General features: G+C 73.7%; 12 protein-coding genes. 8 read left to right on the top strand and 4 right to left on the bottom strand.

From position 1 onward, the window contains the following. Positions 1-943 precede the first annotated feature (943 nt). Positions 944-1,939: a hypothetical protein gene (locus ACN28A_RS12740; RefSeq protein WP_421395257.1), complete on the bottom strand. Its 996-nt coding sequence runs from the start codon at positions 1,937-1,939 to the stop codon at positions 944-946. Between the two features lie 127 nt (positions 1,940-2,066). On the opposite strand from ACN28A_RS12740, the gene ACN28A_RS12735 reads away from it, so the two are divergent. From ACN28A_RS12735 to ACN28A_RS12720, 4 genes are all read left to right on the top strand, one after another. Beyond that, positions 2,067-3,362: an adenylosuccinate synthase gene (locus ACN28A_RS12735; RefSeq protein WP_421395256.1), complete on the top strand. Its 1,296-nt coding sequence runs from the start codon at positions 2,067-2,069 to the stop codon at positions 3,360-3,362. A gap of 79 nt (positions 3,363-3,441) precedes the next feature. Then, positions 3,442-4,734, top strand: coding sequence for a phosphoribosylamine--glycine ligase (purD, locus tag ACN28A_RS12730; RefSeq protein ID WP_421395255.1), 1,293 nt, complete (start codon positions 3,442-3,444; stop codon positions 4,732-4,734). Positions 4,735-4,932: 198 nt separating this feature from the next. Continuing rightward, the gene (locus tag ACN28A_RS12725; RefSeq protein ID WP_421395254.1) at positions 4,933-5,568 is read left to right on the top strand and encodes a hypothetical protein; all 636 of its coding nucleotides are present in this window, start codon (positions 4,933-4,935) and stop codon (positions 5,566-5,568) included. Between the two features lie 181 nt (positions 5,569-5,749). Further along, positions 5,750-6,673, top strand: a complete 924-nt coding sequence (locus tag ACN28A_RS12720; RefSeq protein ID WP_421404339.1) for an endonuclease/exonuclease/phosphatase family protein — start codon at positions 5,750-5,752, stop codon at positions 6,671-6,673. Between the two features lie 31 nt (positions 6,674-6,704). Here the strand turns inward: ACN28A_RS12720 and ACN28A_RS12715 are convergent, their stop codons facing one another. The 3 genes from ACN28A_RS12715 to ACN28A_RS12705 all read right to left on the bottom strand — a co-directional run bounded on the left by ACN28A_RS12715 (position 6,705) and on the right by ACN28A_RS12705 (position 10,119). Next, the gene (locus tag ACN28A_RS12715; protein WP_421395253.1) at positions 6,705-8,297 is read right to left on the bottom strand and encodes an AMP-binding protein; all 1,593 of its coding nucleotides are present in this window, start codon (positions 8,295-8,297) and stop codon (positions 6,705-6,707) included. A 74-nt stretch (positions 8,298-8,371) separates the two neighbouring features. Then, the gene (locus ACN28A_RS12710) at positions 8,372-9,586 is read right to left on the bottom strand and encodes an acyl-CoA dehydrogenase family protein (RefSeq protein ID WP_421395252.1); all 1,215 of its coding nucleotides are present in this window, start codon (positions 9,584-9,586) and stop codon (positions 8,372-8,374) included. 80 nt (positions 9,587-9,666) lie between these two features. Further along, a complete protein-coding gene (locus tag ACN28A_RS12705) occupies positions 9,667-10,119 on the bottom strand; it encodes an SCP2 sterol-binding domain-containing protein (protein ID WP_421395251.1) in 453 nt (150 codons plus the stop codon). 96 nt (positions 10,120-10,215) lie between these two features. On the opposite strand from ACN28A_RS12705, the gene ACN28A_RS12700 reads away from it, so the two are divergent. The 4 genes from ACN28A_RS12700 to ACN28A_RS12685 all read left to right on the top strand — a co-directional run bounded on the left by ACN28A_RS12700 (position 10,216) and on the right by ACN28A_RS12685 (position 13,528). Next, positions 10,216-10,863: a TetR/AcrR family transcriptional regulator gene (locus ACN28A_RS12700; RefSeq protein ID WP_421395250.1), complete on the top strand. Its 648-nt coding sequence runs from the start codon at positions 10,216-10,218 to the stop codon at positions 10,861-10,863. A 191-nt stretch (positions 10,864-11,054) separates the two neighbouring features. Further along, positions 11,055-11,525, top strand: a complete 471-nt coding sequence (locus ACN28A_RS12695; protein WP_421395248.1) for an ArsR/SmtB family transcription factor — start codon at positions 11,055-11,057, stop codon at positions 11,523-11,525. Beyond that, positions 11,522-11,845 carry a hypothetical protein gene (locus tag ACN28A_RS12690; RefSeq protein ID WP_421395247.1) on the top strand — a complete coding sequence of 108 codons (324 nt, stop codon included), beginning with the start codon at positions 11,522-11,524 and terminating at the stop codon, positions 11,843-11,845. Before ACN28A_RS12695 ends, ACN28A_RS12690 begins: the two co-directional genes overlap by 4 nt. A 66-nt stretch (positions 11,846-11,911) precedes the next feature. Beyond that, the gene (locus ACN28A_RS12685) at positions 11,912-13,528 is read left to right on the top strand and encodes a serine hydrolase domain-containing protein (protein ID WP_421395245.1); all 1,617 of its coding nucleotides are present in this window, start codon (positions 11,912-11,914) and stop codon (positions 13,526-13,528) included. The last annotated feature ends 26 nt before the right edge of the window (positions 13,529-13,554 follow it).

Here is a 13,554-nt window from a genome sequence, read left to right as displayed (position 1 = left end):
CGGGCTGACCGACGCCTTGCCCGCGTTGGGGCTCACCGACGCCTTGCCGGCGGCCGGCCCGACGGACGCCTTGCCCGCGGTCGGGCTCACCGGGCCGACCGTCGCCTTGCCGGCGCCGGGGCCGACGCTCGCCTTGCCGGCGGCCCGGGGCTCGGCCGTACCGGTGCCGCCGGTCTGCTCCGCACCGGTCGCCGGTCGGTCCGGGGAGTCCGGCCGGGCCCGACCGGCCGCGTCGGTGCCACCGGTTCCGGCCCGGCCGGCCGTGTCGGGGCGGCGGATGTCACCGGTACTGACCGAGGCCCGACCCTGGTTGCCCGGACCGACCGTCGGCCAGACCCGGGTCGGCGAGTGCACCGGCGTCTCGGCCGCGCCGGAGTGCGGCGCCGGACCGGGCGGTGGCGGCACGGGCGGTGGTGGACCGGGCGGCGGCACGGGCGGTGCCGGCGGGTGCACGGGTATGGCGGTCACCGGCGGGACCGGCGGCTGTGGGGCGGGCGGTCCGGGTGGCCCGGGTGGGGTCGGCACGGGCCCGAACGCGGGCGGGACCGGCGGGATCCCGGGCGGCGGCACGGACGGGACGGCCGGCGGAACGGCCTGGTAGGGCTGGTGCGCGACGGCCGGCGGGTTCGACTGGTAGGGCTGGTGCGCGACGGGCTGCGGCACGCCCGAGATCGGGCCCGGCGGGGTCGCGTCCGGCGGCGGTGGTGGGGTCGGTGCCCAACTGATCGGATTGGACTCGTCGCGCGGCTCGGCGACGATCTCGTCCGGTGGCCACAGGGGCTCTGCCTCCGGTGGCGCTGCCGGCACCTGGCCGGGCATGTACACCCGGTCTCCCTGATTGTTCACCACGGCCTACCTACCTCCCCCCACACACCCGAGGATATGCCCGCCGGTCGGCGTCGGGCCGGGCACGGAGGTCTCCACTACAGCCTTCCACAAGAGATCAGTGGTCGTACACCGCCCACGCCCCCGGCTCGATCCACCACGACCGCTTCCGGTTGAGCGTTCCCGTTACCCCGTCGTCAAGGAACGGAATCTCCGGATCGCGGGGGGTGACCGCGACGGCCCGGCCCCGGGCCCGGCGTACTTCGAGGCGTACGGCGCGGCGGCCCCAGCGGGACCGGGTGGTCACCGGTACGGCCACCGCGACCTCGACGTCGCCGTCGGCCGGGTCCGCCGTGGACAGCAGGCGTACCCCGCCCAGCTCGGCGTAGCCGCCCGCGTTGCCGATCGCGCAGGCGAACAGCGGGTCGTCGCCGGCCGAGAGCACGATGTCGTCCACCTCCACCCGACCGTGCCAGGCCAGCGGGGTACCGGCGTCGTCGGCGGCACCGAGCAGCGCGCCGTCCAGGGTCACCGAGCCGCCGTCGTTGCGCAGCAGGTCGAGCCGGCGTACCCGATTCGCGAGTACGGCCGCGGCGACCGCCGCCGGCTCGCGGGGCAGGCCGAGTTGCCCGGCGAGGTCCCGGGGCGGGCCGGCGGCGGTCGACCGGCTCGGCTCCAGCGGCAGTACCCCGATCGCCGGCAGGTCGGGCACGGTCCGGTCGGTGCCGAGGTCGGCCGGTCGGCGGCTCGGCGGCGGGGCGTACCGGCGGACCAGCCGGCGCATGACGGCGCGTAACTGTGCGTCACTCGCCGTAGCGACGACGAGCCGGGTCTTGCCGTCCGGATCGGGCCAGTCCAGCCCGTCCGGTCGGGGCGGACCGTCCAGCCGGGCCAGCACCGCGTCGATCTCCCGGTCCGACCGGGCGGTCACCGACTCCACCCGGGCACCGGCCGCGGTGAGCGCGTCCGCGCAGGCCAGCACGGGTACTCGCGGGGTGTCCGCGCAGCTCGCCCGGTCGGTCGCCGCCTCGGACGAACAGCAGGCACCGCCCGCGCCACAGCCCGCCGGGTCGGCCTCACCCGGGGCGAGGGTGAGCAGTACCACGTCGTACACCGGGAGTCGCCTCCTGCCGCCAGCCCGGCCTCTGCGGGCCGGGTCGTCACTTTTTGTTAGCCTGACACCTCGGGCTCGCCACGCGGTCGCCACCTGGCACCCGAGCCCCCTGGAGGCGGGTTTAGAGATGCCGGCGATCGTGCTCATCGGGGCGCAGTGGGGCGACGAGGGCAAGGGCAAGGTTACCGACCTGCTCGGTGACCGGGTCGACTACGTCGTCCGGTACTCGGGCGGCAACAACGCCGGGCACACGGTGGTGACCCCGGACGGCCAGAAGTACGCCCTGCACCTGATGCCGTCGGGTGCGCTCTCGCCGAGCGCGGTGATCGTGATCGGCAACGGTGTCGTCGTCGACCCGAAGGTGCTGATCTCCGAGATCGACGGGCTGGCCGAGCGGGGCGTGGACGTCTCCCGGCTGCGGATCTCCGGCGACGCGCACCTGATCATGCCGCACCACCGGGCGCTGGACCGGGTCGTCGAGCGCTACCTCGGCTCGTCCCGGATCGGCACCACCGGCCGGGGCATCGGCCCGGCGTACGGCGACAAGGTGGCCCGGATGGGCATCCGGGTGCAGGACCTGCTCGACCCCGGCATCCTGCGCAAGAAGCTGGAACTCGCGCTGCGGGAGAAGAACCAGATCCTGTTCAAGGTCTACAACCGCAAGGCGCTGGACGTGGACGCGGTGACCGACGAGTACCTCGGTTACGCGGAGCGGTTGCGGCAGTACATCGCGGAGACCCGGACGATCCTCTGGGACGCGCTGGACCGGGGCGAGACGGTGCTGCTGGAGGGCGCCCAGGCGACCATGCTCGACATGGACCACGGCACGTACCCCTTCGTCACCTCGTCGAACCCGACGGTCGGCGGTGCCTGTGTCGGCGCCGGCATCCCGCCGACGGCGATCAACCAGGTGATCGGGGTGACGAAGGCGTACACCACCCGGGTCGGGTCGGGGCCGTTCCCGACCGAGCTGTTCGACGACAACGGCGCGCACCTGCGCAAGGTCGGCGCCGAGTACGGCACCACCACCGGCCGGGAGCGCCGGTGCGGCTGGTTCGACGCGGTGATCGGCCGGTACGCCGTACGGTTGAACGGCATCACCGACCTGGTCGTCACCAAGCTCGACGTGCTCTCCGGGATGGACAAGGTACCGATCTGCGTCGGCTACGAGATCGACGGCAAGCGGTACGACGACATGCCGATGACCCAGACGGCCATCCACCACGCCAAGCCGATCTACGAGGAGCTGGACGGCTGGTGGGAGGACATCTCCAAGGCCCGCTCCGAGGAGGAGTTGCCGGCCAACGCCCGCCGCTACCTGGAGCGGATCGAGCAACTGTGCCGGACCCGGGTCAGCGTGGTCGGCGTCGGCCCCGGCCGGGACGAGAACGTCGTCCGGCACGAGCTGCTCCCGCCGCGGTGAGGAGGGCCCCCGGTACGACAAGAACCGACAGCCGGGGGCCCGGCCCTTGCTCACCCGCCTGACCGTAGGATCGGTGGCCGTGCGCGTACTACTTCTCGGTGGCGGCGGGCGGGAGCATGCTCTGGCGCTCGGCCTGGCCGCCGACCCGGCCGTCGACCAGCTGATCGCCGCACCGGGAAACCCGGGCATCGCCGAGGTCGCGCAGTTGCGGCCGGTGCGGGCCACCGACCCGGAGTCGGTGGCCGCGCTCGCCGTCGAGGTCCGGGCCGACCTGGTCGTCGTCGGGCCGGAGGCGCCGCTGGTGGCCGGGGTCGCCGACGCGGTACGTGCCAAGGGCATCCCCTGCTTCGGCCCGTCCGGCGCGGCGGCCCGGATCGAGGGCTCCAAGGCGTTCGCCAAGGACGTGATGGCGGTGGCGGGAGTGCCGACGGGCCGGTCGCGCACTGTCGACAACCCCGGCAGCGGGGTCGGGTCGGCGCTCGTCGCGCAGGCACTCGACGAGTTCGGCCCGCCGTACGTGGTGAAGGACGACGGGCTGGCCGCCGGCAAGGGCGTGGTGGTCACCGGGGACCGGTCGGCGGCGCTGGAACACGCCGCCGGCTGCGGCCGGGTGGTCGTCGAGGAGTACCTCGCCGGACCCGAGGTGTCGCTCTTCGTGGTCACCGACGGCGAGACCGCGCTGCCGCTGCTGCCGGCCCAGGACTTCAAACGGGTCGGCGACGGCGACACCGGCCCGAACACCGGCGGGATGGGGGCGTACGCACCGCTGCCGTGGTTGCCGCCGGGCACCGTGGACGAGGTGATGGCCACCGTGGTCGGGCCGACCCTGGCCGAGATGCGGCGCCGGGGCACCCCGTTCGGCGGGCTGCTCTACGTCGGGCTGGCGATCACCGGGCACGGGCCACGGGTGATCGAGTTCAACGCCCGGTTCGGTGATCCGGAGACGCAGGTCGTACTCGCACTGCTGGAGACGCCGCTGGCCGGGCTGCTGCACGCGGCGGCCACCGGCACGCTCGCCGGGCATCCGCCGCTGCGTTGGCGAACCGGTGCGGCGGTCACCGTGGTGGTCGCCTCGGCGGGCTACCCGGGCACCCCGCGTACCGGTGACGTGATCACCGGCGCCGAGCGGGCCGGGGTCGTGCACGCCGGCACCGCCCGCCGGTCCTCCGACGGTGCGCTGGTCTCCGCCGGGGGCCGGGTCCTCTCGGGTACCGGCGTCGGCGCCGACCTGGCCACGGCCCGGGCGGCCGCCTACGAACTGGTCGACGCGATCGACCTGCCGGGGGCGCACCACCGGACCGACATCGCCGCGCTCGCCGCCGCCGGCCGACTCGCCGCCCCCGACCGGCAGAACCCGCCGACGACCGCCTGACCCCGGACTTCCCGGGCCGCCCGGCGGCCCCGTCCCCGTCGGGCGGGCTCAGGGCTGCGTGACCGGTGGAGCGGGTCCGGTTTGCGTGACCGGTCGGTCCGCGCGCCTGGCACGAAACCGTGATTCGCCGGTCGGACGGGTCTCCTACCGTGAGATCAACCCGGACTGTCGGGGGATTCCAGTGGCGGAGGAGCGGCCATGCACAGGTACCTCACTCGGGCGGCCGTGGTCGCCCTCGGCGGCGCGATCGTGGTCGCGACGGCCGGTTGCGTCACGATCGAGGCCGGCGGGTCCACTCCGGCGAGTTCGACACCGACCGCCGGCGCCCCGGGCGCGACCGGTGACGCGGGACTGGGCAGCGCCCCGGCGGACGGGACGGCCGGCACCCCGGGGCCGAACGGCAGTCCGGCGGGACAGGGCGGCCAGCCCGGCGGCAGCGGCAACAGCGGCGGGGGCGGCAACCCGGGTGGCGGTGGCGACACCGGCGGCAGCGGTACGACCGGCAAGAAGCCCGGCGGCCCGACGATCGTCCACTACAAGATCAAGCAGAAGCCGCAGTGCGACCAGGGTACGAACGTCAACCGCGTCCCCGGGGTCCCGGTGGTCCTGGAGTGGAAGGTGACCGGCGCCGACAAGGTGACCCTCTCCGTCGACGGGCCCGGAATCTACGACACCTACCCGCCGGTCGGCACCGCCACCATCGGGTTCCCGTGCGGCGGCAGCCCCGGCGAGTACGTCAAGCACACCTACCAGCTGCGGACGGTCGGCGGCGGCGAGGTGCGGTCCAGGACGCTCACCGCCTCCGCACTGGTGCACGAGATCCCCTCGGTCTGACCCGCTTCCGTCCGGGACGCTGTCCGTCCGTCCGTCCTCTTCGTCCGTCCGATATGTACCGAGCGGCTCCGCGAGCCCTCGCCGGCCCCTATCATCGCTGTCCTCTTCCCGACTGAGCACCAGGAGGACGGCGATGCGGTTCCGGCGGGGGTTCGCCACGTTCACGGCAGCGGCGCTGGCCATGGTGCCGGCGGTGGTACTGCCGGCCGCCGCGCCGGCCTCGGCGGCTCCGGCGGCTGCCGCTGCCCCGGCTGCCGAGGTCACCGCCAGCTACAACGTGTGGGTCTGGAACGTCGCCGGCTGGAAGATGCACCGGGGCGCCACCGGTAACGGTCTGGTCGCCGCGCTGGCCAACTCGATCCGCAACCGCAGCGCGCACTTCGCGGCGCTGAACGAGCTGTGCTGGAGCCAGTACAAGGCGGTGCAGTCCAACCTGCGGGGGTCGGGCTGGCCGCAGGACGTCGAGAACTTCTCCCGCTTCGAGGCGCACAACGAGACCGCCTGCGGCGGTGAGCCGTTCGGGGTCGCCATCTTCAGCAGGGCGCCGATGGGTCCGGCGGACCGTCTCGCGCTGGCCCCGGACGGCAGCTCGGAGCGGCGCAAGCTGCTCTGCGCCCCGCTGGAGGCCCGTCCGCACCTGCGGTTCTGCACCACCCACATCACCCCGTCCAACGAGGTGATCGGCGGCGGAAAGATCAACGAGCGCCAGCTCGGCGAGGTGCTGACCCGGGTGGAGAGCTACCACGCGGCCGGCGACACGGTGATCGTCGCCGGCGACTTCAACGCCCAGCCGAACTACGGCCGGATGAACCCGTGGTACTCCCGCAACCTGGACGTGCCGCGCAACAGCGGCAACCAGGGCGACTACCGGGAGCTGGACGACACCGATCCGGCCAGCCCCGGCTACGGCGAGACGACCGTCGCCGACGGCGACACCAGCGGACCGGACGGCCAGGGCAAGAAGATCGACATGATCTTCGTACGGGAGAACCGGATCGTCGGTACGTACACCGGTGACTCGCTGGCCATCTCGACGAGCTGTGGCGGTGCCTGCTCCGACCACCGGATCCTGATCGGCACGGTGACCGTCCGGATCACCACCTGAGCCGTCCGCTGTCGGCCGGGGCGGCCTCGGTTCAGGCGTGGTGGTGGCGGCGCAGCTCCCCGGTCATCACCTTGCCGGTCGCGTTGCGCGGCAGCGCCGGTACGAAGATCACGTCCCTCGGCACCGAGAACCGGGCCCGGTAGCGGCGGACGTACTCGCGTACCGCGTCCGGGTCGAGCGTCTCGCCGGGCCGCAGCACCAGGTACGCCGCCAGCCGCTGCCCGTACGTCCGGTCCGGCACCCCGATCACCGCCACCTCGCGTACCTGGGGCAGCTCGGCGAGCAGGTTCTCCACCTCGGCCGGGTGGACGTTCTCGCCCCCGGAGACGATCATGTCGTCGGCCCGGCCGTCGACGTGCAGCAGCCCGTCCGCGTCCAGGTGACCGAGGTCGCCGGTGTCCAGCAGCCGTACCCGGGCCGGGCCGGCAGCCCGGCCCTGCTGTTCCGGCCCGCCCGCCGTGTACCCCTCGAAGAGCAGTTCGTTGCCGACCAGGATCCGGCCGACCTGACCGGCCGGCACGGGTTCGCCGGCGGCGTCGACTATCGCCAGCCGGGTGCCGTGCGGCGGCCGGCCGGCGGTGGTCGGCGCCCGGCGCAGCTCGGCCGGGGTGGCGATGGCGGCCCAGGAGACCTCGGTGGAGCCGTAGAGGTTGTAGAGCACGTCGCCGTAGCGGTCCATGAACCGGGGCGCCAGCCCGCCGGGCAGTGCCGAGCCGCTCACCGCGACCACCTCCAGCGGCGGCGTGTCGGCCGACGGCGGCACCTCCAGCAGCCGTTGCAGCATCACCGGTACGGCGAACAGCGCGGTGCAGGAGTGCCGCCGCAGCGCCGCCAGCGCCGCCAACGGCTCGAACCGCCGGTGCAGTACGACGGTGCCGCGCAGCGCGAAGGCCATCTGGAGTGCGGCGTACCCCCAGGTGTGGAAGAGCGGGGCGGCGACCATCATCCGTACCCCGTGGTGCAGCGGGATCCGGCCGATGATCGCGACGAGCGGGCCGAGGCCGTTCGGGGTGCGTCGGCGGGCACCCTTCGGGGTGCCGGTGGTGCCGGAGGTGAGCACGATGGTCCGGCCGTCCCGCTCCGGCGGGCGCAGCTCACCGTGCGGCGCCCCGGCGACCAGTTCCGGGTACTCCCGCTCGTCCACCCGGTGCACCTCGGCCGGCAGCCCGACGACCCGGTCGAGGAATTCGTCGTCGTGCACCAGCAGCCGGAACCGCTGCTCCTGCGCGACGGCCGCGAGCTGTGCCCCGGACAGCCCGGTGTTGCCGAGCACGATGTCGGCGCCGAGCAGCCCGCCGGCCACGGCCGTCTCCACCAGCCCGGAGTGGTTGCGGCAGAGCACCCCGATCCGGTCGCCCTCGGTCACGCCGTAACGGGCCCGCAGCGACCGGGCCAGCCGTTCGGCCCGGTCCAGCAGCTCCCGGTAGCTGATCTCGCCGCGCTCCTCGTCGACGAGCGCGATCCGGTCCGGATCCCGGGCCGCCGCCTGGCGCAGCTCGCCGGCCAGGCTGAATCCCCAGTTCCGCAGTGCGCCGAGCTGTGCCGCGACCCGCCTGGGCGAACCGGGCTTGAGCAGCCCGCGCCGGGTCAGCGTGGCGACCAGGAACGCGAGGTCGGAAGGCAACGGGGTACTCCTCGGCGGTTGTGCCGCCGCTGTCGATGCGGGGCCGGTCAGCGGATCTGTGGATGCGCGCCCGGTCAGCGGATCTGGTGCCCGGAGATGGCCCGGGAAATGACCAGTCGCTGGATCTCCGAGGTGCCCTCGAAGATGGTGTAGATCTTGGCGTCCCGGTACCAGCGCTCGACCGGGTGCTCGCGCAGGAAACCGGCGCCGCCGAGGATCTGCACCGCCCGTTCGGTCACCGAGACCGCCACCTCGCCGGCCTTGAGCTTCGACATCGAGCCCTCGCCCGCGCTGAACGGGCGGTTGTTGCGGCCCATCCAGGCGGCCCGCCAGACCAGCAGCCGGGCGGCGTCGATCTCCATCCGCATGTCCGCGAGCTGGAACGCGACCGCCTGGTTCTCCACGATCGGCCGGCCGAACTGCACCCGCTCCCGGGCGTACGCCAGGGCGTACTCGTAGGCCGCGCGGGCCACCCCGACCGCCTGGGCACCGACCGTCGGCCGGGACAGTTCGAAGGTACGCATCGCGGCCTGGCTGTTGCCGCGCTGCCCGGTCCGGGCCCGGTCGAGCCGTTCGTGCAGCGCATCGCGCCCGCCGAGCAGGCAGCGACCCGGCACGCGTACCTCGTCGAGGAAGACGTCGGCGGTGTGCGAGGCGCGCAGTCCCAGCTTCCTGAGCTTCTTCGTCGCGGTCAGTCCCGCCGTGCCGGGCGGCACCACGAAGGCGGCCTGGCCCCGGGAGCCGAGTTCGGGCTCCACCGACGCGGTGACCACGTGCACGGCGGCGATCCCGCCGTTCGTGGCGTACGCCTTCTGCCCGGTCAGCACCCACTCGTCGGTGGCGGCGTCGTAGCGGGCCCGGGTACGCATGGCGGCCACGTCGGAGCCGGCCTCCGGCTCGGTGCTGCAGAACGCCGCCACGGCCGGCCGGTCGGTGTCGCCGTAGCACTGCGGCACCCATTCGAGCAGCTGTTCGGGGGTGCCGGAGCCGTAGATGGCGGCCACCGCCAGGGTGGTGCCGAACAGGGCCATGCCGATCCCGGCGTCGCCCCAGAAGAGTTCCTCGTTGGCCAGCGGCAGGGCCAGGCCGGTCGGGTCGGCCCAGCAGTTGGCGACGAACTCGAAGCCGTACAGCCCGACCTTCGCCGCCTCCTGGATCACCGGCCAGGGGGTCTCCTCGCGGGCGTCCCACTCGGCGGCGGCCGGCCGCACGATCTCGGCGGCGAAGCCGTGCACCCAGTCGCGCAGGTCCCGCTGCTCCTCGTTCAGGTCGAGCGAGAACTCGGTCACGCCGTCCCCTCGTCGCTCGTCGTTCCGGACCCGGGCGTCCGGCGGAGCCGGCGCCCGGGGTGGTCGGTCGGATGCCCGGGTCAGGCCTTCGGGATGTCGAACAGGTTGGCGATGTTCGCGGCCAGCCCGAGGTCACCCTTTGCCTTCAGCTTGCCGGTCATGAACATCATCACCGGGTTGGCGCCACCGGAGACGATCTTGAGGAATTCGACCGGGCCCATCGTGAGGGTCAGCTTCGGCTCCCGCTGCGGCGTCTCGGAGACCTGGCAGGTCGCGTTCTCGATGACGATCTCGTAGGTGTCCGAGCCGCCGTCCGGCCGGCCGGTGATGGTCCAGTGGATGACCGTGTTGGTGTTGCCGGCCCGGTCGGCCCGGAACAGTGCCGGCATCCGGCCGAACACCGCGTCCAGGACCTTGCCGCGCAGGTCCCCGCTCATCACCTCGGCCAGCTTGTCGTCCGGGGTGGTCTTGACGATCTGGGCGAACTGCCGAGGCTCCAGCGAGGCGAAGTTGGCCGGGTCGAAGTCGGTCATGCGAGGGTCCTCCAGGGCTGGTGGTTGTCGCTGCTCCGGTCCAGATTATTGGTTACTCGTGCGTAACCCTACTCACGAGTAGGTAGGCTCGCAAGCGTGCCGACTCCGCCCGCCTTCCGGCGGCTGCCCCGGGCCGTACGGGAGCAGCAGATGCTCGACGCCGCGGTCGGGGTCTTCTCCCGGCGCGGCTTCCACGCGGCGAGCATGGACGAGATCGCCGACGAGGCCGGCATCTCGAAACCCATGGTCTACGCCTACCTCGGCTCGAAGGAGGAACTCTTCGTCGCCTGCCTGCACCGGGAGGGGACCCGGCTGATGGAGGCGATCGTCGGCGCGGTCGTCCCGGACCTGCCGTTCGAGGAGCGGCTCTGGCGCGGCCTGCGGGCGTTCTTCCGGTTCGTCGGCGCGCACCGGGACGGCTGGGCGGTCCTCTACCGGCAGGCCCGGGGCGAACCTCCGTTCGCCGGGGAACTGGCGTCGATGCGGAGCCGGATCATCGAGGTGGTCGCCGGGATGCTCGCCCGGGGCCTGGCCGCCGACGGCCGCGAGGCCCGCGCCGCCGACCTGGAGATCATGGCGTACGCCCTGGTCGGCGCCGCCGAGTCGGTCGCCGACCTGCTGGCCGAGCAGCCGGACGCCGATCCGGACCGGATGGCCGGCCGGATGATGGAGATCGCCTGGAGCGGTGCCGGCAACCTGCTCGCCGGCCGCCGCTGGCGACCACCTTCCACCCAGCCGGACTGATCCCGGGCCGCCCTGCCGGACTGATCCCGGGCCACCCTGCCGGACTGGTCCCGGGCCGCCGCGCCGGGCTGCCCGGCACACCCCGCCGGCCTGATCCCCACCTCTGCTGCTTGACGTCTGCCGTCCAGGGTGTCAGTCTCGTCTGACAGGGGGTGTCAGATGCATCTGACACCGGGGAAGGAACGGGACGCATGGAGCAGGCCCCGCCCTCGGGGGAGCAGTTGCTGCGGATGCTCACCGCGCTGGCCAGCCCGCACCGGTTGCGGATCGTGGCGGCCCTCGCCGAGGGCCGCAGCTATGTCAGCCAACTCGCCCGCCGACTGGAGATGAACCGGCCGCTGCTCTACATGCACCTCCAGCGGCTGGAGGCGGCCGGGCTGGTCGTCGGCGAACTGGAGACGGCCCGGGACGGCAGCTCGGTGAAGTACTTCGAGGTGGTGCCGTTCGCGCTGGCCGTCACCCCGCGGTCGATCGCCGAGGCGATCCCGACGCTGGATCCGGCGGCCGGCGTGCCGGACCCATCGGGTGCGGCCGAACGGAACGACCCGGCAGCGGGTGTGGCGGGTGCGGCAGCGAGAAACGGCCCGGCGGCCGGCGCCACCGGCCCGGCGGAACAGCACGGCCCGGCAGCGGGCGGATCGGGAGAGGAAACGAGCGAGTGAACACATTGTTGGCAGCCGAACTGGACATCGCGCAGACCGCCACGATCGCGTCGGCCGCGGTGGCGGTCGCCCTGGTCGCCGTCGTCGGCTTCGTCGGCCTGGGCTTCTACCGGGCCCGGCGGAGCACGGCCGGGGATGCGGCGTACCGCGCGCTGGTCGAGCGCGTGGTCGAGGCGGAGACCCGGACGGCGGAGGCCGGCACCGCGACCGCCGGTGAACTGACCGGCCTGCGCACCGAGGTGCGCGGCGCCCGGGACGACCTGGCCGAGGTCAGGCAACGGCTGGCCGAGTTGGAACGGCTGCTCAGCCAGATCGGCTGAGTCCACCGGGAGCCGCACACGTGCCGGTCCGGTGACCGGCGGCACCCGCACGGGGGAGGAGACGAGATGATCAGCGAATCGCGCCGAGGAATGCTGGCCGTGCTGGCCGTGCTGGCCGTGCTGGCGGCCCTGCCGTTGGCGGTGGGCACCGGGGTCGGCCCGGCGGCGGGGGTGCCGCCGTCGCCGCCGGTCGACGGGATGTCCCGGGTGGAGAGCCATCTGCGGAAGTACATGGCCGAGGTCCGGGCACCCGGACTGGCGTACGCGGTGGTGCGCGGTGACCGGGTGGTCGGGCAGGGCGCCTGGGGCGTCGACGGGAACGGCGAGCCGATCACCCCGGGTACGCCCTTCGTGCTCGGCTCGGTGTCGAAGTCGTTCACCGCGCTGGCGGTGATGCAGCTCGTCGAGTCCGGCCGGGTCGAGCTGGACGCACCGGTCCGCCGGTACGTGCCGTGGCTGCGGCTGGCCGACGAGTCGGTGGCGGCCCGGATCACCGTACGGCAACTGCTCGTCCAGACGACGGGCCTGCCACAGGTGGCGTCGACGGGGCTCACCGACCGGTACGACAACACGCCGGGTGCGCTGGCCCGCTCGGTACGGGACCTCGCGACCGTCCGCCCGACGGCCGAACCGGGCGGGGTGCACCAGTACAGCGACGCCAACTACATGATCCTGGGCGTACTGGTCGAGGAGGTCACCGGGGAGAGCTACGGCGGATACCTCCGCAGGCAGGTGCTCGACCCGCTCGGGATGGCCGATTCCGCCGCCACCGGTGCCGAGGCGGAGGCGCTCGGGATTCCGCCGGGTCACCGCTACTACCTCGGCCGCCCGCAGCGCTTCGAACCGTCCTTCGACGGCTCCGGGGTGTCGTACGGTTTCCTGGCGGCGAGCCTGACCGACCTGACCCACTACGTCGCGGCGCAGCTCTCCGCAGGCCGGTACGCCGGTCGTGCGGTCCTGTCGCCGGAGGGCATGGCCCGGCTGCACACCGGCCAGGTTCCCACCGGCGGCGACGGCCGGTACGCGATGGGTTGGCGGGAGGGCACCCTGGGCGTTCCGGCCGAGCGGATCGTCTGGCACGCGGGTGCGACGGCCAGCTCGTTCGGCCACATCGTGCTGGTACCCGGGTCGGATCTCGCCGTGGTGGTGCTGACGAACGTCTACGGGCTGCCGATGGACGGCCCGCTGGCCTCGGCCGCCTTCGACGTCGCCCGGATCCTGCACGGTGCCGGGGCGGCGCCCGCCCAGGCGGAGGATCCGACGTTCGGCTGGTTGCTCGCCGGGCTGGCCGCGGTCGCCGTACTCCTGCTCGGTCTGCTGGTCTGGTCGGTGGTCCGGGCCTTCCGGCGCCCGGCCGGGCCGGTGCGGTCGGGGCGCCGGGCGGTCGCCGGAGCCGCCGGTTGGGTGGTCGGCTGCGCCGGGCTCGCGGTCGCGGTGGTCTGGGTGATCCCGGCGTTCTGGGACGGTGCCGGCCTGGCCAAGGTGCGGCTCTTCGCCCCGGACGTCGGTGACGCGATCGTGGCGGTGGCCGTGCTCGCCGGCCTGGTGGCCCTGGCCCGCGTCGGCCTCGCCGCCGCCACCGTCCGGAGCGGCCAGCCACGGCGACCGGCGCGACCGGGCCAGTCGGCGGGATCGGCGCAGCAGGCGGAGCGCCCGCGTCACGAGGTGCCGGGCGCTGCCTGACCGGGTACGGGTGCTCCGGTCCGGGT

The sequence above is a fragment of the Plantactinospora sp. WMMB782 genome, assembly GCF_049179135.1.
In the GTDB taxonomy this organism is placed as follows: Bacteria; Actinomycetota; Actinomycetes; order Mycobacteriales; family Micromonosporaceae; genus Plantactinospora.
The sequence above is the reverse complement of the archived record's forward strand: the minus strand, read 5'-3'. Positions and strand labels throughout refer to the sequence as shown.